This is a genomic window from Bombella sp. ESL0380 (assembly GCF_009725805.1).
GTDB lineage: Bacteria > Pseudomonadota > Alphaproteobacteria > Acetobacterales > Acetobacteraceae > Bombella > Bombella apis.
On the sequence record NZ_WNIH01000007.1, the window covers coordinates 1 to 19,112 of the forward strand.

At 61.2% G+C, this 19,112-nt stretch carries 15 protein-coding genes and 4 tRNA genes; 5 read left to right on the forward strand and 14 right to left on the reverse strand.

All coding sequences use genetic code 11. The annotated features are described in order from the left end of the window. Nucleotides 1-204: 204 nt before the first annotated feature. Nucleotides 205-2,805, reverse strand: coding sequence for an ATP-dependent chaperone ClpB (gene clpB, locus GM608_RS07560; RefSeq protein ID WP_043558851.1), 2,601 nt, complete (start codon nucleotides 2,803-2,805; stop codon nucleotides 205-207). 234 nt (nucleotides 2,806-3,039) lie between these two features. After that, the gene (locus GM608_RS07565; protein ID WP_043558854.1) at nucleotides 3,040-3,648 is read right to left on the reverse strand and encodes a YqgE/AlgH family protein; all 609 of its coding nucleotides are present in this window, start codon (nucleotides 3,646-3,648) and stop codon (nucleotides 3,040-3,042) included. An 83-nt stretch (nucleotides 3,649-3,731) separates the two neighbouring features. Between GM608_RS07565 and GM608_RS07570 the strand changes: the two genes are divergently transcribed. Then, on the forward strand, nucleotides 3,732-4,493 hold the full coding sequence (locus GM608_RS07570) for an SDR family NAD(P)-dependent oxidoreductase (RefSeq protein ID WP_103765617.1): 762 nt from the start codon (nucleotides 3,732-3,734) through the stop codon (nucleotides 4,491-4,493). A gap of 32 nt (nucleotides 4,494-4,525) precedes the next feature. On the opposite strand, the gene GM608_RS07575 is transcribed toward GM608_RS07570, so the two are convergent. Then, on the reverse strand, nucleotides 4,526-6,331 hold the full coding sequence (locus GM608_RS07575) for a DEAD/DEAH box helicase (protein ID WP_333645337.1): 1,806 nt from the start codon (nucleotides 6,329-6,331) through the stop codon (nucleotides 4,526-4,528). A gap of 132 nt (nucleotides 6,332-6,463) precedes the next feature. After that, a complete protein-coding gene (locus GM608_RS07580; RefSeq protein ID WP_227449724.1) occupies nucleotides 6,464-7,099 on the reverse strand; it encodes a class I SAM-dependent methyltransferase in 636 nt (211 codons plus the stop codon). A 174-nt stretch (nucleotides 7,100-7,273) separates the two neighbouring features. On the opposite strand from GM608_RS07580, the gene dapF reads away from it, so the two are divergent. From dapF to ftsY, 3 genes are read left to right on the forward strand one after another with little or no spacing between them, the layout of a single operon-like run. Beyond that, on the forward strand, nucleotides 7,274-8,083 hold the full coding sequence (dapF, locus tag GM608_RS07585) for a diaminopimelate epimerase (protein ID WP_043559290.1): 810 nt from the start codon (nucleotides 7,274-7,276) through the stop codon (nucleotides 8,081-8,083). Next, nucleotides 8,080-9,294: a MiaB/RimO family radical SAM methylthiotransferase gene (locus tag GM608_RS07590; protein ID WP_333645338.1), complete on the forward strand. Its 1,215-nt coding sequence runs from the start codon at nucleotides 8,080-8,082 to the stop codon at nucleotides 9,292-9,294. The genes dapF and GM608_RS07590 overlap by 4 nt, the downstream gene beginning before the upstream one ends. 44 nt (nucleotides 9,295-9,338) lie before the next feature. After that, nucleotides 9,339-10,253, forward strand: coding sequence for a signal recognition particle-docking protein FtsY (gene ftsY / locus GM608_RS07595; RefSeq protein ID WP_333645339.1), 915 nt, complete (start codon nucleotides 9,339-9,341; stop codon nucleotides 10,251-10,253). 325 nt (nucleotides 10,254-10,578) lie between these two features. On the opposite strand, the gene GM608_RS07600 is transcribed toward ftsY, so the two are convergent. The 8 genes from GM608_RS07600 to GM608_RS07635 form a co-directional block, all read right to left on the reverse strand. Continuing rightward, nucleotides 10,579-11,868, reverse strand: a complete 1,290-nt coding sequence (locus tag GM608_RS07600) for an adenylosuccinate synthase (protein WP_043558873.1) — start codon at nucleotides 11,866-11,868, stop codon at nucleotides 10,579-10,581. Between the two features lie 48 nt (nucleotides 11,869-11,916). Beyond that, nucleotides 11,917-13,062, reverse strand: coding sequence for an ATP phosphoribosyltransferase regulatory subunit (locus tag GM608_RS07605; protein ID WP_333645340.1), 1,146 nt, complete (start codon nucleotides 13,060-13,062; stop codon nucleotides 11,917-11,919). Continuing rightward, entirely contained in the window at nucleotides 13,059-14,225 is a 1,167-nt protein-coding gene (locus GM608_RS07610) for a phosphoserine transaminase (RefSeq protein ID WP_333645341.1), read from the reverse strand. Before GM608_RS07610 ends, GM608_RS07605 begins: the two co-directional genes overlap by 4 nt. 184 nt (nucleotides 14,226-14,409) lie before the next feature. Beyond that, a tRNA-Leu gene (locus GM608_RS07615) sits at nucleotides 14,410-14,494 on the reverse strand. Nucleotides 14,495-14,606: 112 nt separating this feature from the next. Then, complete coding sequence (gene argC, locus GM608_RS07620) at nucleotides 14,607-15,518, reverse strand: N-acetyl-gamma-glutamyl-phosphate reductase (RefSeq protein WP_043559298.1); 912 nt, start codon at nucleotides 15,516-15,518, stop codon at nucleotides 14,607-14,609. A 45-nt stretch (nucleotides 15,519-15,563) separates the two neighbouring features. Continuing rightward, on the reverse strand, nucleotides 15,564-16,073 hold the full coding sequence (locus GM608_RS07625; protein ID WP_043558880.1) for a GNAT family N-acetyltransferase: 510 nt from the start codon (nucleotides 16,071-16,073) through the stop codon (nucleotides 15,564-15,566). 21 nt (nucleotides 16,074-16,094) lie between these two features. Then, a complete protein-coding gene (ettA, locus tag GM608_RS07630; protein ID WP_043558883.1) occupies nucleotides 16,095-17,774 on the reverse strand; it encodes an energy-dependent translational throttle protein EttA in 1,680 nt (559 codons plus the stop codon). A gap of 116 nt (nucleotides 17,775-17,890) precedes the next feature. After that, nucleotides 17,891-17,964, reverse strand: a tRNA-Ile gene (locus GM608_RS07635). A gap of 205 nt (nucleotides 17,965-18,169) precedes the next feature. On the opposite strand from GM608_RS07635, the gene ppa reads away from it, so the two are divergent. Next, complete coding sequence (ppa, locus tag GM608_RS07640; protein ID WP_043559301.1) at nucleotides 18,170-18,694, forward strand: inorganic diphosphatase; 525 nt, start codon at nucleotides 18,170-18,172, stop codon at nucleotides 18,692-18,694. A gap of 137 nt (nucleotides 18,695-18,831) precedes the next feature. Here ppa and GM608_RS07645 read toward each other — a convergent pair. Together GM608_RS07645 and GM608_RS07650 are read right to left on the reverse strand one after the other, a co-directional pair. After that, nucleotides 18,832-18,906 (reverse strand) — tRNA-Gly (locus GM608_RS07645). A gap of 38 nt (nucleotides 18,907-18,944) precedes the next feature. Further along, nucleotides 18,945-19,019, reverse strand: a tRNA-Gly gene (locus tag GM608_RS07650). Nucleotides 19,020-19,112: the final 93 nt, after the last annotated feature.

Genomic DNA, 19,112 nt, shown 5'->3' on the forward strand with positions numbered 1-19,112 from the left:
CCGGTGAATGGGCTTATACGCACCCACCCCCATACGGTCAACACGATTCCCGAAACTTTCTCAAAGTTTCTTCACATAAACCCCAAAAACCCCAGAAAACCGCCACCCAACCCCAAAAACACAACCCTGGCGAATCACCCCACCAAAAAGAATCGACAACAGAAAAAAGGCCGCCCCCTGCGGGGCGGCCTTCCATCACGCCATTCAGCTCTGGGCTGCCGAATGTCCATTTATGAGCAGTCCCTGATCATTGGCCGAGATGGTCACCTCATCTCCGTCATGGATGGTCCCTTCCAGCAGGAGACCGGCCAGAGGGTTCTGCAACTCACGCTGGATCACCCTCTTCAGCGGACGGGCACCATAGACCGGATCATACCCAGCCTCGGCCATCCACTCCCGTGCCTTCTCATCCAGAGACAGGGTGATCTTGCGATCAGCCAGAAGATGCCGCAGGCGGCCCAGCTGAATCTCCACGATCTGGCCCATGTCCGCCCGCTGGAGACGGGAGAAGAGAATGATCTCGTCCAGACGGTTCAGGAATTCCGGCCGGAAATGCGCCCGAACAACCTCCATCACCTCATTCCGCACGGATTCGGTTGATTCACCATCCTTCTGATGCGCCAGAACCTCGGAACCAAGATTGCTGGTCAGCACGATGATCGTATTGCGGAAATCCACCACACGACCCTGCCCGTCCGTCAGGCGGCCATCATCCAGCACCTGAAGCAGGATGTTGAAGACATCCTCATGCGCCTTCTCCACCTCATCAAAGAGGATGACCTGATAGGGACGACGCCGCACGGCCTCGGTCAGCACGCCACCCTCATCGTAACCGACATACCCCGGAGGGGCACCAATCAGACGGGAGACGGAGTGCTTCTCCATGAACTCGCTCATGTCGATCCGCAGCAGGGCACGTTCATCATCAAAGAGGAACTGCGCCAGCGTCTTGGCAAGCTCGGTCTTGCCCACACCGGTCGGACCAAGGAACAGGAAGGAACCGATCGGGCGGTTGGGGTCCTGCAACCCGGCACGGGCACGGCGCACGGCATTGGACACGGCCACCAGAGCCGATTCCTGCCCCACGACACGCTCCCGCAGCACGGACTCCATCCGCATGAGCTTGGAACGCTCACCTTCCAGCATCCGGTCCACCGGCACGCCGGTCCAGCGGGACACGACAGCGGCGATTCCCTGATCCGTCACGGTATCAGCGAACAGCGTATTGCCATCAGACTGGGCTTCTGCCTGCTGGGCCTGTTCGATCTGACGTTCCAGCTCCGGAATACGGCTGTACATCAGCTCGGATGCCCGCTGGAGATTTCCCTGGCGCTGCGCCACCTCAACCTCGGACCGGGCGTGGTCAAGCTCTTCCTTGTATTTCTGCACGGCATTCATGCGGTCTTTCTCCGCATGCCAGGCCGCACTCATCGCATCAGACTTCTCCTGAAGGTCAGCCAGTTCAGCTTCCAGAGCTTCCAGACGCTCACGGGAGGCCGTGTCATCCTCCTTGCGGATGGCCTCACGCTCGATCTTCAGCTGGATGATGCGGCGGTCCAGCTCATCCAGAGCCTCAGGCTTGCTGTCGATCTGCATCCGCAGGCGGCTGGCGGCTTCGTCAATCAGATCGATGGCCTTGTCCGGCAGGAAGCGGTCCGTGATATACCGGTTGGACAGGGTCGCTGCGGAAACCAGTGCATTGTCGGTGATCCGCACCCCATGATGCAGCTCGTACTTCTCCTTGATCCCACGCAGGATGGAGATCGTGTCCGCAACGGACGGCTCACCCACAAAGACCGGCTGGAAGCGGCGGGCCAGCGCGGCGTCCTTCTCGATATATTTGCGGTACTCATCCAGAGTCGTGGCACCAAGGCAGTGCAGCACACCCCGGGCCAGTTCCGGCTTGATGAGATTGGACGCATCCATCGCCCCGCTGGAACGCCCTGCGCCAACGAGCGTATGCATCTCATCGATGAAGAGGATGATCTGCCCCTCGGCACTCTCAATCTCCTTGAGGACAGCCTTCAGGCGTTCCTCAAACTCACCCTGATATTTCGCACCGGCAATCAGTGCCCCCATGTCGAGAGAAAGCAGCTTCTTGTTGCGCAGAGCCTCCGGTACATCGCCATTGACGATACGCAGGGCCAGCCCCTCCACGATGGCGGTCTTGCCAACACCGGGTTCACCAATCAGCACGGGATTGTTCTTGCTGCGGCGTGCCAGAACCTGAATGGCCCGGCGGATTTCCTCGTCACGCCCGATGACCGGGTCCAGCTTGCCTTCCTGCGCCTGAGCCGTCACGTCACGGGCATATTTCTTCAGCGCATCAAAATTGTTTTCTGCCGAGGCCGAATCCACGGTCCGCCCTTTGCGGACGGTCGCAATCGCCTTTTCCAGAGCCTGAGCAGACGCCCCGCCCTGCCGCAGGGCCTCACCGGCCGGTGTCCTGCTGGCCGCAATGCCTGCCAGCAGACGGTCCTGCGCCACGAAACTGTCACCAGCCGCCTTGGCAGCCGCCTCCGCACCATCCAGCACCCGCACGAAATCAGGCGTCGGCTGGGGCTGGGATGCTCCGCTGCCCTGCACAGCCGGCAGTTTGGCCAGGGCCGCATCATTGGCCTGCCGGACGACCTTCGGGTCCCCGCCTGCGGCACGGATCAGCCCTGTCGCCGCTCCCTGCTCGTCATCCAGCAGGGCCTTGAGCAGATGCTCCGGCGTCAGCTGCTGGTGATAGTCTCGCAGGGCAATGGTCTGGGCAGCCTGAATGAACCCCTGGCTCCGCTCCGTAAATTTCTGAATATCCATGATATTTGCCTCTCCTTCTCGCCCCATCCTTGGCAGCGATGACTGTTCAGCCTGCCCCGATATGGCGACAGACCGTGCCTAAAATTTAGGCACGATCACATCGGTTTCAAGAGGGCGTTTCTGGATTCACCCACAAAAACGCCTGTCTGCAAGGAGATTCCGGGACCTTTCAGACTGGTAAAGTCTGAGACCAAAACAGAATGCAGGCAATAGAAAGGCAGCCCCGCAGAAACCTTATGCCTCCCCCACTGAAGCCGTAAGTGAGGACGGTTCCAGCCCTACACTCTCCAGCGCACGCTGCCATTTTGTGGAGGGATCCGCTCCAAAGACAATATCTTCATCAGCCGGAACAACATACCAGGCATTGCCATGGAGAATCTCTTCTTCAAGCTGCCCGGCGGCCCATGCGGCATGGCCAAGCAGCAGCATGGCCTGCCGTGGCCCCCGGCCTGCCGCCAGCTCCCGGATCATCTCGATGCTGGCACTGACTTCTGCCACGGGCGGCTCATCCGGCAGGACGGTCATGCGGCTGCCTGTCCTGCCACGCCCAAGGCCTCCACCTTCCGGCGAATGGAGAACAAAACCCCGCCCCGGCTCCACCGGCCCGCCAACACCCACACCAAAAAGACGCTGCGGCGGGTTGGGCGATACATCCAGATGGCGCAGCAACGCACTGATGTCCGGGTGGGTCAGCCGACGATTGACAATCATCCCCATGGCTCCATCCTCGGCGGAATGGGCGCAGAGATAGATGACCGTCTGGGCAAATTCGGTCCCTGCCAGAACAGGGGTGGCAACCAGCAAACGGCCCGTCAATGTCTCGATCGGCTCAAGAATCGGCATGAACACCTCTTACAAACAGGGGATGCGTCCAGCATAACAGAAGACAGTTCTGTTTTTCATTCTTCATACACGGAGTTCCCACAATGACCCAGCCACAGACCATCCTCGTGACGGGCGCCACATCCGGGTTCGGCAGAAGCATCGCCACACGGCTGGTCCGGGAGGGGCACCGTGTCATCGCCACGGGGCGCCGGAGTGAACGGCTGAGCAACCTGCATGAGACACTCGGCACCAGCCTCCTCCCCCTCACACTGGACATGAGCGACCGGGACGCCCTGCGCGCCCTGCCCGAAACCCTGCCAGAGGGCTGGCGCCATGTGGATGTTCTCATCAACAATGCCGGGCTGGCACTGGGCGTCACACCCGCACAGGACTCCAGCGTGGATGACTGGGAAACCATGATCGACACAAACATCTCCGGCCTCGTGGAGATCACCCACGCCCTGCTCCCCGGCATGATAGAACGGGAGCGCGGTTACATCCTCTCCATCGGCAGTACGGCGGGTCATTACGCCTATCGGGGCGGGAATGTCTATGGGGCGACGAAAGCCTTCGTCTCCCAGTTCATGAAGAATCTGCGGACCGACCTGCTGGGCACGCCACTGCGTGTCACGACCATCGAACCCGGCCTTGTGGGTGGCAGTGAGTTCAGCAACGTACGGCTGCGTGATGATGCAAAGGCACGGGCCGTCTATGAAAACACCACACCACTGATGCCTGCCGATATTGCAGAAACCGTCTCATGGCTGATTGGCCTGCCGGCCCACATGAACGTGAACCATCTGGAGATCATGCCCGTCTGTCAGGCATCTGGCGGGCTGGCCGTCATGAAAAAGGAGGGGTAACCCCCTCCCTCTCCACTTCAACGGCGATGGAATCAGCTCCGGCGGCGGGTGGATTTCTCGCCGCTGCGGGCCGGGCCGGAACGACGTTTGAAGGATGACGGGCCACGGCCCCCTTCCCGACCTTCACGCCCCTCACGACGTCCCCCGCCAGCGGGGCCACCAAAACGCCCTTTCGGTGCACCAAAGCGACGCCCACCCGGCGGGCCACCACGACCCCGGCGGGGACCGGCCCCACCGGCAGGAGCCTCGGCTGGCTCAATGGTCACCTCGTCCTGCTCTGCTCCTGCCCGACAGGCATTGAAGCGGGCCAGCTTTTCATCAGAAATCTGGAAGAGCGTGTCATCCTGCTGGATGCAGATATTGCCAATATCCCGCTTCTGCACGCCACCAAGACGGCAGATGAGCGGAATCAGCCACTTTGGATCGGCCTTTTCACTACGCCCTACGCCAAGGCGGAACCACGAACCAGCCATCTCATACCCACGTCCCCCTTCACGGGTAGCACCACGGGCTGGTGGCTCGACAGACACAGGACGGATATCTTCCACACGGGGCAGATGCGCCTTGTGGAACCCTACCAGAGCCCGGGCCAGCTGCGTGGCATCGAAACGTTCTGTCAGCTTGGCCACGATCTCTTCCGGCACGGCAACGGAAGCTTCCCCGGTCAGGATCGGATCTTCCAGCAGACGCTGTGCATCCTGCCCGGCAATGGCCTCTGCCGTTGGTACCGGCTCCCACTCAGCCTTCACACGGGCCTGCGCCAGAACACGCTCCGCCTTGCGCCGCTGGTTGAATGGTACCATCAGCACGCTCACGCCCTTGCGCCCTGCACGACCTGTCCGGCCGGAACGATGCAGGAACGTGTCGGAAGAAGACGGCACACTGGCATGGACAACCAGGCCGAGGGCCGGGACATCAATGCCACGGGCCGCCACATCGGTAGCCACGCAGACACGGGCCGCACCGGAGCGCAGGCTCTCGATGGCACGAGACCGCTCATTCTGCCCCATCTCACCGGAAATGGCGACGGAGGCAAAGCCCCGCTCCAGCAGGGCTGCCTGAACCTGATTCACCAGCAGGCGGGTGTTGCAGAACACCATGGCTGTCTGGCTTTCATAATACCGCAGCACATTGACAAGCGACCGCTCCACTTCCTGCGGGGCCGTCACCACGCAGCGATGGGTGATGTCGGCATGCTGCTTCTGGCCGGAGACCGTATCAATCCGCTTGGCGTCCTGCTGATAGCGCCGTGCCAGAGAGGCGATTTCCCGAGCGATGGTAGCGGAAAACAGCAGGGTGCGGCGTTCCTTCGGGGATGCATCCAGCAGCTGTTCCAGCTCCTCACGGAAGCCCATGTCCAGCATCTCGTCAGCTTCATCCAGCACAACGGCACGCAGGCCCGTCAGGTCCAGCTTGCCACGGGAGAGATGGTCACACAGACGGCCCGGCGTACCAACCACGATATGAGCACCACGCTCCAGAGAGCGGGCCTCACGGCGGGCATCGGTCCCACCGATGCAGCTGGCGATACGGGCCCCGGTCTCGGCATAAAGCCATGAAAGTTCTGTCTGAACCTGCATGGCAAGCTCACGGGTCGGGGCAATCACCAGCGCCAGCGGGGAGCGGGTCGGGGCCATCCTGTCCCCTTCCGTCAGCAGGTCGGTCGCAAAGGCGAGACCAAAGGCCACTGTCTTGCCAGAGCCCGTCTGCGCAGAGACGAGCAGATCACGCCCTTCCAGCCCCGGCTCCAGCACGGCCTCCTGTACAGGCGTTGGCTGTTCATAGCCACGTGCAGCCAAAGCACGGGTCAGGGCGGGATGGGTATCGGGAAAAGGCATCGTCAACGAACACTCGGTCATACACATGCTGCCACGAACCAGTTTGTGGCAGCCAGAAAAACGGTGAATACCCCTTTCTGCCCTGCAAGGCCAGAGACGATCCACCACCATATTGAAAAGCTGGATTACAGCTCAACCTGCCACAGGACGGCGGCCAATGACAGCCCGAACCGTATCCTGCCATGCTGTAAGGTCTTCCGGCGGGACAACCTCACCGGTATCCAGCTCCGCAAAACCGGCCCGCTGCATGAGGGCACTGGTGAAACGGACCCGGTCTTCCGGCTCCAGCGCCTGCCAGATGGCCACGGCCTTGGCCGGCACGAATCTGTCGGAAAAACTGATGATCAGCGGCGCACCGGGCCGCAGAACACGGAACAGCTCTTCGATGACCTGCTGCGGCTTTGTCAGATAGGCCAGCCCATCACAAAGGAGAGCTCCATCAAAACTCGCCTCATCAAACGGCAGGACAGGCGTGCTGTTGAGGTCCTGTTCCACAGCGCTGCTCAGGGCCTGATTGGCCTTGAGAGCCGCCTTGCTGACATCCAGCCCGATGAATTCCTGAAAGGTGGCATCCTCCGGCAGATGGCTCATGGCCCCGCACATCAGGTCCAGCGTCCGCCCCCCCACGGGCAGGGCGGTACGGTAAAGAGCGGTAATGGCCGTGCGGGCTCCCATATCCATCAAGGAATCCAGCTCCTGCCGGGCCCAGAAAGCCTCATCCGGCTCTGAAGATGCCTGTGTGAATGCTTTTTCGTGTAGGCCCTGCACGCCTTCCCCTTTTCGGCTTGTTCCTTGCTGTCGTCTCTTAATATAGGGCAGCTGGATTCCTGAACAATGCCTGCCCCGGCAGGAAAAACAGACCGGCAGCAGGAAGGCTTCATTTTACCCCGGCCATGCAACATTATAGAAAGAGGCGGTTTCATCACGTCTCAGAGGGGCATCATGGGCGTTTCCTTCACGAAAATGCATGGGTTGGGGAATGATTTTGTCATTCTGGATGGCAGAACGACACCACTATCCCCCTCCACCACACTCATCAGCCGCCTCTGCGACCGCCGCACGGGCATCGGCTGCGACCAGCTTGTGACACTTTCCGCCCCAACACGGGATGGTGCGGACGTGCGGGTCCGCTTCTTCAACCCGGACGGCTCAGAGGCCGGTGCCTGCGGCAATGCCTCCCGCTGCGTTGCGGCCCTGCTGGGCGGCAGCCCAACCCTTCAGACACAGAATGGCCTGCTCCCCACATCGCAGAAAAACGGGCTGATTTCCGTCCTCATGGGCACGCCCCACCTGGACTGGCAGACCATCCCTCTCGCCCGGGAATGCGACACGGCCCGTCTCCCCCTTCACGACGGAGCAGCCTGCTCCATGGGCAATCCCCATCTCACACTGTTCCGCTCCATTGAAGATGCCGCCGCTCTGGGACCAGTTCTGGAAACCGATCCCCTCTTCCCGGAACGGGCCAATATCGGCTTTGCGGAAATTCTCTCCCCCACCCACATCCGCCTGCGGGTCTGGGAGCGGGGTGCCGGGTTGACCCTTGCCTGCGGATCAGGCGCCTGCGCAGCGGTCGTCAATGCAGCACGGCGTGGCCTTGTGGAACGGACATGCCGTGTCACCATGGAATGTGGCTCCCTGACCATCACATGGCAGGATGATGGCTCCGTCCTGATGACCGGCCCGGCCCAGACCGTTTTCACCGGCACGCTGGATGAGAGCTGGCTGGAAAAAGGACAGACCACCACACCATGAGCGTCACCCTTCTCACCTTCGGCTGCCGCCTGAACGCCCATGAAAGCGATGCCATGGAGCATCTGGCCCGCCTGGGGCAGATGCGGGACGAAGAGACCATCATCGTCAATACCTGCACGGTAACGGCAGAGGCCGAGCGGCAGGCCCGCCAGACCATCCGCCGTGCACACCGGGAAAATCCGGCAGCCCGCATCATCGTGACAGGCTGCGCCTCCGAGCGGGCCGCAGATGCATGGGCTGCCCTACCCGGTGTCAGCCGGGTGATTCCCAATACGGAAAAAACGCTCCCTGCCACATGGGGCCTGCCTGATGAGGCAGGGCAGGCTCCCCCACCATCCCGCTACATCCGGGCCCTTCTCCAGGTTCAGCAGGGCTGCGACAATGACTGCACATTCTGCGTCATTCCGGCAGGCCGGGGGCAGTCCACCTCCATGCCTCCCGGGGAGATCATCCCCAAGGCCCGGGCTCTTGCAGAAGCGGGACATTGTGAAATTGTCCTGACAGGCGTGGACATTGCCTCATGGCAGCAGAGGGATATGGGGCTGGGCCAGCTCTGCCGCCATCTGCTGGATGAAGTGCCGGAAATTGCCCGCCTGCGTCTCTCCTCCATCGACCCCATGCTTCTCACGCCAGATACAGGGGACAAGGCCCTCTGGGACCTGATCGCTGATGAGCCCCGCTTCATGCCGCATCTGCATCTTTCCCTTCAGGCGGGCTCCGACCTGATCCTGAAACGCATGAAACGCCGCCATAATACAGCTGACGTAGCCGGACTGATCGCACAGGTCCGCCATCTGCGACCTGATACCGGCTTCGGAGCTGATGTGATTGCCGGCTTCCCCACCGAGACGGATGCCCTCTTTCAGGAAACGTACGATTTTCTGGCAGAGCAGGCCATTCCCTTCCTCCATGTCTTCCCTTACAGCGAACGCCCCGGAACACCGGCAGCCCGTATGCCCGCCATGCCGAAAGCCACAAGGCAGGAACGGGCCGCCAGACTGCGGGCACTGGGCCAGACCATACGGGACCGTTTCCTGAACCGCTTTGTCGGGCAGGAAAAAACCGTCCTCATGGAAAGCCCGACAACCGGCCATACACCCGAATTTGCCGCCTTCACACTTCCGCAAGCGCAACCATCCCACCGGGGACGGCTGGAGCGCATCCGCATCACAGCTGTGCAGGATGGTATGCTCATGGCAGAAATCCCCTGAACAGGGCTTGACGGCTCCCCCCTTCTCACACCAATTCGACAGTCATGGCTGGATTTTTTTCTCGACTCAAACAGGGTCTGTCCCGTTCAAGCGCACGCCTCAATGCGGTGTTTGTCAAACGGCAACTTGATGATGAAACGCTGGAAGAGCTCGAAGACGAGCTGATCGCTGCCGATCTCGGTCCTGCCGTGGCCGGACGGATCATCGAACAGTTCCGTGAGAAGAGCTTCGGGGAGCACATCACCCCGGAGGAAATCCGCCAGACACTGGCCGCCGAGATTTCCCGGGTTCTGGAACCCGTAGCCCAGCCTTTCAAACTGGACGACAGCAAGAAACCGCATGTCGTTCTGGTGGTGGGCGTCAATGGTGTGGGCAAGACCACGACCATCGGCAAGATCGCCCATCAGTATCACCATCAGGGCAGGTCCGTCATGATGGTGGCGGGCGATACCTTCCGGGCGGCAGCAGTCGAACAGCTCCAGATATGGGGGGAGCGCACAGGCTCCCCGGTAATCTCCGGCAAACCGGGCGGCGATGCCGCCGGACTGGCCTATGACGGACTGAAACGGGCCACGGAGGAAAAGGCCGATCTGCTCCTCGTGGACACGGCGGGCCGCCTGCATAACCGACAGGCCCTGATGGATGAACTGGCCAAGATCATCCGTGTGATGCAGAAATTCGACCCCTCTGCGCCCCATAGCGTCCTGCTGGTGCTGGATGCCACAACCGGGCAGAATGCCATTGAGCAGGTGCGGGTCTTCCGGGAGCTTGTGAATGTCAGTGGACTGGTCGTGACCAAGCTGGATGGTTCCGCCCGTGGTGGAATCGTGGTGGCTCTGGCCGAACAGTTCAAACTGCCTGTCCACCTTGTCGGCGTTGGCGAACAGGCCGAGGATTTACGGCCATTCTCTGCCGAAGATTATGCCCGTGGGCTGGTCGGCGATGCCAAAACGGCGTAACCTGTCCCCGTCACGATATGACCATCTGCCCAGAAGGAGGCATTTTCTCATGTTCAGAGCACTTTTGAGATTTGCGGTCGAAACAGTCATGACTGTCGTTGTCGGAAAGGTTTTGAAGAAACTGCTGGACAGGCTGTTTCCCGACAACAAGGCCTGAACGGCAGTCAGGCTCTCCTCAACAGGACATCAGACAGAAAAGGGAGTGCCCAGAAACTGGACACTCCTTTTTTTATCTCTTCCCGCCTGAAGAAAGCTGTCATTCGACCAAAATAAAAAGGCCAGCCTCTACAGGGCTGGCCTTCATCCAACATGACCTGACGACTGATCAGCCCTCGAAAGGGTCCGTCACAAGGATGGTGTCCTCACGTTCCGGGCTGGTGGACAGCAGGGTGACCGGCGTGCCGATCAGCTCCTCAATGCGGCGGACATACTTGATGGCCTGCGCCGGCAGTTCTGCCCAGGAACGGGCACCACCGGTTGTCTCATTCCAGCCCGGCATGGTCTCCAGAATGGGCTTCACACGGGCCTGGGCCCCCGGTGCGGAGGGGAAACTGTCAATCTTCTGGCCGTCCAGCTCATAACCGACGCAGATGGACACTTCCTTCATGCCATCCAGAATGTCCAGCTTCGTCAGGGCCACGCCACTCACGCCACCAACACGCACAGCCCGGCGGACCATGGCCGCATCGAACCAGCCACAGCGGCGGGGACGGCCCGTTACGGTCCCGAACTCACGCCCACGTTCGGCCATGCCCTTTCCGACCTCATCAAACAGCTCGGAAGGGAAAGGCCCTTCACCAACACGGGTTGTGTAAGCCTTGGCAATGCCCAGCACGAACCCGACGGATTTCGGGCTCATGCCGCTGCCGGAAGCCGCAATGGCCGCCACCGTGTTGGAGCTTGTCACGAAAGGATAGGTCCCGTGGTCCACATCCAGCATGACAGCCTGTGCCCCCTCGAAGAGGATGCGCTTGCCAGCCCGGTCCGCCTCGGCCAGACGGTCCCACGCACAGCAGGCATAGGGCAGGAGACGGGGCGTGATCTCCTTCAGGAAGTCCAGAATCTGCTGCTTGGTGAAGGTTTCCGCTCCCAGACCGGCCAGAAGCGTGTTGTGGTGGAGCAGCAGCTCGTCGATCTTCCAGTCCAGCGTTTCAGGCTCGGAAAGATCACAGATGCGGATGGCCCGGCGGGCCACCTTGTCCTCATAGGCCGGACCAATGCCACGGCCTGTCGTGCCGATCTTGTGGTTGCCACGGGCAACCTCACGGGCACGGTCCAGCGCACCATGCAGGGGCAGGATGAGAGGGGCCGTCTCGGCGATCCAGAGCGTTTCCGGCGTGACGGTCAGTCCCTGTTCCGTCACACGGTCGATCTCGCTCATCAGGGCCTTGGGGTCCACCACCACGCCATTGCCGATGACGCCAATCTTCCCGCCAACCAGACCGGAAGGAAGCAGGGAAAGCTTGTAGACCTGATCGTTCACGACCAGCGTATGGCCGGCATTGTGCCCGCCCTGAAAGCGGACAACGATATCGGCCCGGCTGGCCAGCCAGTCAACGATCTTGCCTTTACCCTCATCGCCCCACTGGGTTCCGATTACGGTAACATTGGCCATAAGAATGTCTTCCCTCAACGTCTCACGATGGCGGCCCCTGCCTGCACCTCAGCGTGCCAGTACGACGGGTTTTCCATCTTTCCAGATATGGCTGCACCGCAGATGATGCGCCTCCTGCTCCATCTCGCCTGATTCCCCAAGCGATGCGATCGTGGCATAGCCTGCCTCATGCAGGCTGGACAAGTCTTTCTGCGCCATTACGGGCGGAACGAGGCAGCGCTGCCGCCGCTTCGGCTTTTCCGCAACCCGCAAAAAGGCATGGGGGTTGAGGGTCAGCCCGCAGGCGGGCTCCTCCCCGGCCAGATAGCGGCCGCCACGTCCCAGCTCCTCACGGGAATGCATGGCAAAAACCGTCACGCAGACCCCCGTATGGTACCGCCAGCCCCGGAAATCCACCGGGTCCACTGTCAGGCGGGCATCCGGCAGACGGGCCAGAATCGCCGCCACATCAGCCTTCAGTCGTTCGACATGAGGTTTCAGCATGTCGGGGAAGTCCAGCATCGCCAGCTTTTCCAGAGCGATGGCGGCAGGGCCAACAGCCGCCATCATGCCCAGAAGAAGCTCCGCCCACGGGCCGCCACAGTCCCGCACGGCGGCTGCATCCCGCCTGTCCAGAGCATGAATGATGCTGTCCCGCTCGACGCCGGAGAAACTGTCCTCAATCAGGCTCCAGATCATGACAGGCATGGAAAGGTCGAAGGACACATTGGCAATACCCAGACGGGCCAGAGCCTCTGCTCCGAGGGCGATCACCTCGGCATCCGCCTCGGCCCTGTCCGGGCCAATCAGCTCAATCCCGGCCTGCGATATCTGCCGCTGTCCCTCACGACCGAGCGTGCCGATCACCACACAATCCCCCGCATAGGAGAGACGCAGCGGGCGGGGACTATCCTGCATCCGCACCGCAGCAATGCGGGCAATCTGGGTCGTCATGTCCGGCCGCAGGGCCATCATCCGGTGAGAGGACGGGTCCAGCAGACGGAAACTCTGCTCCGCCAGGGCTTCACCGGCCCCGCTCAGCAGGGAGCCTTCAAACTCCAGCAGAGGCGGACGGACACGCTCATACCCATGGCACGAAAACACGTCCATCACTTCAGAAAGGCCACGGGCCTCCGCCTCTGCCTCGGCAGGGAGAAGGTCCACGAACCCCATCGGCAGCAGGGCGGGACTGGATGTCTCGGGACCGTTGATCATGACGCAGCAAACTTCTCTTCAATACGGGCAAAAGCCCAGTCCAGCCAGGGCAGAAGGGCCTCAATATCCTCGGCTTCCACCGTGGCTCCGCCCCAGATGCGCAGACCGGCGGGCGCATCACGATAACCGGCCAGATCGTATCCGGCCTTTTCCTCCTCCAGCAGGCCCGTCATGGTCTTGATGACCTTGGACCGTGCCGCATCATCCAGTGCCTCGAACCACGGAGCGATGATCTTCAGGCAGATGGAGGTGCAGGACCGTGTCTCTTTCTTCTCACTGAGGAAAGCTACCCAGTCACGAGCCGCTACCCAGCGTTCCACGACGGACAGATTCTTGCGGGAACGGGCCTTCAGGGCCTCCAGTCCACCAACGGACTCAGCCCAGCGCAGACCATCCAGCGCATCCTCCACGCAAAGCATGGACGGCGTGTTGATGGTGTCCCCCCGGAAGATGGCCTCATTCAGCCCTTTTTTATTGGTCAGGCGGAAAATCTTGGGCAGCGGCCTCTGGCTGCCTTCTTCCAGCCGCCGGACCGCCTTCGGGCTGAGGGCCACCATGCCATGAGCTGCCTCACCGCCCAGGGCCTTCTGCCAGGACCATGTGACGACATCCAGCCGGTCCCACGGCAGGTCCATCGCAAAGGCCGCCGAGGTGGCATCACAGATCACGAGGCCATCATGCTGCGCCGGAACGCTCTCCACGGAGGGGATGCAGACACCTGATGTCGTGCCATTCCATGTCAGCACCACATCACGGGACCAGTCAATCTGCGCCATGTCAGGCAGCTCGCCATAGGGAGCCTCCAGAACACGCAGGTCTTCCAGCTTCAGGATGTCCCTCAGGTCCTGCGCCCACGTGCCAGAAAAGCTCTCAAAGGACAGGACATCCATGCCACGCTGGCCTGCCAGTGCCCAGAGAATCATCTCCACGGCCCCCGTGTCGGAGGCCGGCACGATGCCGACCTGCCAGTCCTCCGGTATGCCCAGCAGGGCCGCCGACCGGGTGATGACCTCATGGAGCCGTGCCCGTCCCTCTGCCGCACGATGGGACCGCCCGAGGAAGGCCCCCTTCAGGGCCTCTGGTGTCCAGCCCGGACGTTTGACACATGGGCCGGATGAAAAATAGGGCCGCTGAGGACGGTGCGAAGGCTTGGCTGCGGTCATGATTGGCAGGTCATCCATGATTCAGAAGGCGCAAGAAACCATACGTCCCCACCACAGGCAGGCGACAGCGGCCCCTCACGGCAAACGGTTACTTTTTTCCTAGGTGTCACAGGCACCAGGAGGGGTCAAGCCAGCTCATCCAAGCCAAGCCGCCACATCACTCTACTGTCATGACCTGTAAAAATGGTGCGAAAGAGGGGACTCGAACCCCTATGCCTTGCGGCGGTCGATTTTGAGCCGACTGCGTCTACCAGTTCCGCCACTCTCGCCCATGATCTGCCTGCGCCCCACGGGGCGCAGAAAACGTCCTGCTTATAAGATATCCCGGCACAAAGGGCCAGAGAGCGGCCCGAAAAAAAATCGGATAGGCTGCCCGACCCTTCAGGTGATGTCCTGCCCACTCATCAACAGGATGTTACGCATGGCCGCACCGGAAGCCCCCTTGCCAAGATTGTCCAGAGACGCTGTCAGAAGGGCCTGCCCGCTATGGCCACTCACACGCAGCTCCATGTCATCCCGGCCCGCCATGGCTTCAGCCACCAGCTTCGGCTCGGACCCCACAACACGGATGGTTTTCGCATCCCTGTAGAACTCTCTGAGAACAGCCGTGACGTCCTCGATCATCGGTACACCGGGGAGAGATACCAGATGCAGCGGAATGGACACGATCATCCCCTGCGGGAAATGCCCGACAGACGGCACGAACAGCGGGTTGCGGGTCAGGCCGCTATACTGCGTCATTTCCGGCAGGTGCTTGTGCTGAAGGTTCAGGCCGTAGAGGAAGAAAGCCGGACCACCCGCCTCCTCCTGCTGCTCGATCATCGTGCGGCCACCACCGCTATAACCGGACACCGCATTGATGGAGACATGGGCATCCACCGGCAGCAGCCCCGCCTGAACCAGCGGGCGAAGCAGGGCAATGGCCCCTGTAGCATAACAGCCGGGATTGCTGACGAACCGGGCCTTCCTGATCCGTTCCGGCTGGGTGGCATCCAGCTCCGGCAGGCCATAGACCCAGTCTGGATGCACACGATGGGCCGTGCTGGCATCCAGAAACCGTGTCCCGGTATCCTGGCCAAGGGCCACGGCCTCACGGGCGGCATCGTCCGGCAGACACAACACGGTGATATCAGCCTGCGCCATGAGGGCACGACGGGCCTGCGGATCCTTCCGCTGGGCAGGATCGATGCTCAGCAGCTTCAGGTCATGACGATCAGCCACGGCCTCGACACGGCGACGAATCCCCAGGCCTGTCGTGCCTGCCTCACCATCAATGAATATGTGCGTCGTCATCGTCCCGGCTTCCCTGTTGCCTGCCCCTGACCGGGGCGGTGCCATTCACCACTGGAACAGCATCCGCCTCTTTTCATACAGAAGCATGATGTGCCCGTCCCGCTCGAACTGGTCAAGCAGACTCATGCCGATGCTACCCAGCACGATGCGGGAAGGCCGGTTATCCTCACGGGCGACGGCAACGACACGCTCCACCCCCGCATCCAGAACAAAGGTGAGGGCCGTACCAGCGGCCTCACGGGCGATGCCACGCCCGGCAGCCCATGGGAACAGGGCAAAACGCAGGCCGATTCCCCGGCCATCGGGGCGTTCATGCACGCCCGTCATGCCGACAAAACGCCCCTCCTCAAAAATGGAAAAGATGCCGATGCCCCGCTCGGCCCAGAAAGCCACATCCTCAGCCATCTCGGCTTCCGCCCGGACACGGGTCCGCACACCACCCAGCATGGCCCCGAACGCCCCGACATCCGCTTTCAGCCGTGCCATGTCCTCCATGTCCGGCCAGTTGACCGGGCGGAGGATCAGGCGGGCTGTCCGCAGCTCATTGCCTAGCACAACATGCCGCCCGGACGGCGATCAGCGGGCGATGGGGCGGTAACGGATGCGGCTCGGCTCCGTGGAATCAGGCCCCAGACGGCGGCGTTTGTCTTCCTCGTACTGCTGGAAGTTGCCTTCGAACCACTCCACGTGGCTGTCCCCCTCAAAAGCGAGGATATGCGTGGCCAGACGGTCGAGGAACCAGCGGTCATGGCTGATGACCACGGCGCAGCCTGCGAAGGATTCCAGAGCATCCTCCAGCGCACGGAGCGTATCGACATCCAGATCGTTGGTCGGTTCGTCGAGCAGCAGGACGTTGTTGTCCTCCTTGAGCATCTTGGCCAGATGGACACGGTTGCGCTCACCACCGGAGAGGACGCCCAGACGCTTCTGCTGGTCCGGCCCCTTGAAGTTGAAAGCCCCGACATAGGCACGGGACGGCACGGCCCGCTTGCCCAGATGGATGACGTCCGTTCCGCCGGAGATTTCTTCCCAGACGGTCTTGCTGTCGTCCAGATCATTACGGGACTGGTCAACATAGCCCAGCTTGACCGTATCGCCGATCTTCAGGGAACCTGAATCAGGCTGTTCCTGCCCGGTAATCATCTTGAAGAGTGTGGACTTGCCAGCACCATTCGGCCCGATGACCCCCACGATGCCACCCGGCGGCAGCTTGAAATTGAGATTGTCGATCAGCTGACGATCACCAAAGCCCTTGCAGAGATTCTCGGCCTCGATGACCGTCTGCCCCAGACGGGGACCGGGCGTGATGACGATGTCCGCCGTGCCTCCAGCAGCTTCCTGCCCGGCAGCCAGCATTTCCTCATAACGGGTGATACGGGCCTTGCTCTTGGCCTGGCGGGCCTTGGGCGAGCTGGCGATCCACTGCTGTTCCGCTGCGAGGGCACGCTGGCGGGAGCTTTCCTCTTTCTCTTCCTGAGCCAGCCGCTTGCGCTTCTGCTCCAGCCAGGACGAGTAATTGCCCTCGAACGGATAGCCACGGCCACGCTCGATCTCGAGAATCCAGTTGGTGACGTTGTCGAGGAAGTAACGGTCATGGGTAATGACCATCACGGTGCCCTTGTACTCACGCAGGGTCTTTTCGAGCCATGCCACGCTCTCGGCGTCCAGATGGTTGGTCGGCTCATCGAGCAGCAGGATGTCGGGCTTCTCCAGCAGCAGGCGGCACAGGGCCACACGGCGCTTCTCACCACCGGAGAGCTTGTCCACCGGGCTGTCCGCCGGAGGGCAGCGCAGCGCATCCAGAGCGATCTCCAGATGACGGTCCAGCTCCCAGCCATCCTCGGCATCAATCTTTTCCTGAAGCTCGGCCTGCTCGGCGAGAAGGTCGTTCATCTCCTCATCGGACATGGGCTCGGCAAACTTCATGGAGATTTCATTGAAACGCTCCACGGCCTTCTTCAGCGCACCGAAGCCCTGTGCAGCGTTCTCGCCCACGGTCAGGTTCGGGTCCAGCTGCGGCTCCTGCTCCAGATAGCCGATGCGGACACCTTCGGCAGCCCAGGCCTCACCGCCGAATTCTTTCTCGATTCCAGCCATGATCTTCAGCAGGGTGGACTTACCTGCGCCGTTCACCCCGAGGATACCGATCTTCACCCCCGGCAGGAAGGAGAGCGTGATCCCCTTGAACACCTCACGGCCGCCCGGATAGGACTTTGTGACGTCCTTCATGACATAGACATACTGATAGGCGGCCATGGAACGGTCTCCTCTAGAACACACGAACGAAAAGGCAGGAAGCAGGACTGTGCCCCCTCTCGCCCGGGGCGTTTCCCAACAAATACAGGCGGCTCCACATGCATGGAGGCGTCACCTGCGCCCGGCAGGACTCGAACCCGCAACCTAGCCGTTATGAGCGGCCAGCTCTAACCAATTGAGCTACAGGCGCACAGACATTTCGCCACATCGCTCATACGCAGTTTTTTTTCAAGCCCCTGCGGGGCAAAAACACGCCTGACAGGGCAAATAATGCGCTTTCTTTTTCCCGACTTCACCGCAGCAGAAAGGCCGCAGGCAATACACATATACAACACCGGGCATATTCATTAATAATGCGCCCATCACATCACCCACAGACACGGATGGAGCAGACGATGGACGTTACCAAGATTTCCCCCGGCAAGGATGTGCCGCATGACATCAACGTCGTGATCGAGATTCCACAGGGGTCCCAGGTCAAGTACGAAGTGGACAAGGACAGCGGCGCCATCTTCGTGGACCGTTTCCTCTTCACGCCGATGGCCTATCCGGCAGCCTATGGCTTCATCCCCAACACGCTGGCCGCTGATGGTGACCCGGTGGATGCGCTGGTCCTGACCCCGGCTGATGTCCTCCCCGGCAGTGTCATCCGCTCCCGCCCGATCGGCGTGCTGAAGATGGAAGATGAAAGCGGACAGGACGAAAAGCTGATCTGCGTACCGCATGACAAGATTCATCCGCAGTTCAGCAAGATCGACTCTCTCGACCAGCTGCCGGAAATCACGCTGAAGGCCATCGCCCACTTCTTCGAGCGTTACAAGGACCTCGAGCCCAACAAATGGGTGAAGGTTTCCGGCTGGGGCGACAAGGCCGAGGCTGGCAAGGTCATCGAAGCCGCCATTGCTGCGGCAAAGAAGTAATCTTTACTGCTGCTGGAAAGTCGGGCAGTCCCTTCGGGGACTGTTCGTTTTTTATGTCCATTCAGTAGGACCGGGAAAAACGGCAGACACAAAAAAACCACCTCACCCGATCCGGCAAAGTGGTTCTTCCGTCTTTCTGGAGCGGGCGAAGGGATTCGAACCCTCGACCCCAACCTTGGCAAGGTTGTGCTCTACCCCTGAGCTACGCCCGCATCACATTGTCACCAGCAGCTCCCCAGACCCTGAAATCTGGAGCGGGCGAAGGGATTCGAACCCTCGACCCCAACCTTGGCAAGGTTGTGCTCTACCCCTGAGCTACGCCCGCATGCTGTCGGTGGGAGGCTTATGCCTCAAAGAAGCTCCCGACGCAATCCCCCCCAACACATTTTTATTTTCCTTTTTTGAAGGTTCTGCCCCC

Bases quoted from the DNA above. Each gene is read 5' to 3' on its own strand.
- clpB (WP_043558851.1), bottom strand. From the start codon at position 2,805: ATGGATATTCAGAAATTTACGGAGCGGAGCCAGGGGTTCATTCAGGCT.
- GM608_RS07565 (WP_043558854.1), bottom strand. From the start codon at position 3,648: ATGCCGATTCTTGAGCCGATCGAGACATTGACGGGCCGTTTGCTGGTT.
- GM608_RS07570 (WP_103765617.1), top strand. From the start codon at position 3,732: ATGACCCAGCCACAGACCATCCTCGTGACGGGCGCCACATCCGGGTTC.
- GM608_RS07575 (WP_333645337.1), bottom strand. From the start codon at position 6,331: ATGCCTTTTCCCGATACCCATCCCGCCCTGACCCGTGCTTTGGCTGCA.
- dapF (WP_043559290.1), top strand. From the start codon at position 7,274: ATGGGCGTTTCCTTCACGAAAATGCATGGGTTGGGGAATGATTTTGTC.
- GM608_RS07590 (WP_333645338.1), top strand. From the start codon at position 8,080: ATGAGCGTCACCCTTCTCACCTTCGGCTGCCGCCTGAACGCCCATGAA.
- ftsY (WP_333645339.1), top strand. From the start codon at position 9,339: ATGGCTGGATTTTTTTCTCGACTCAAACAGGGTCTGTCCCGTTCAAGC.
- GM608_RS07600 (WP_043558873.1), bottom strand. From the start codon at position 11,868: ATGGCCAATGTTACCGTAATCGGAACCCAGTGGGGCGATGAGGGTAAA.
- GM608_RS07605 (WP_333645340.1), bottom strand. From the start codon at position 13,062: ATGATCAACGGTCCCGAGACATCCAGTCCCGCCCTGCTGCCGATGGGG.
- GM608_RS07610 (WP_333645341.1), bottom strand. From the start codon at position 14,225: ATGACCGCAGCCAAGCCTTCGCACCGTCCTCAGCGGCCCTATTTTTCA.
- argC (WP_043559298.1), bottom strand. From the start codon at position 15,518: ATGACGACGCACATATTCATTGATGGTGAGGCAGGCACGACAGGCCTG.
- ettA (WP_043558883.1), bottom strand. From the start codon at position 17,774: ATGGCCGCCTATCAGTATGTCTATGTCATGAAGGACGTCACAAAGTCC.
- ppa (WP_043559301.1), top strand. From the start codon at position 18,170: ATGGACGTTACCAAGATTTCCCCCGGCAAGGATGTGCCGCATGACATC.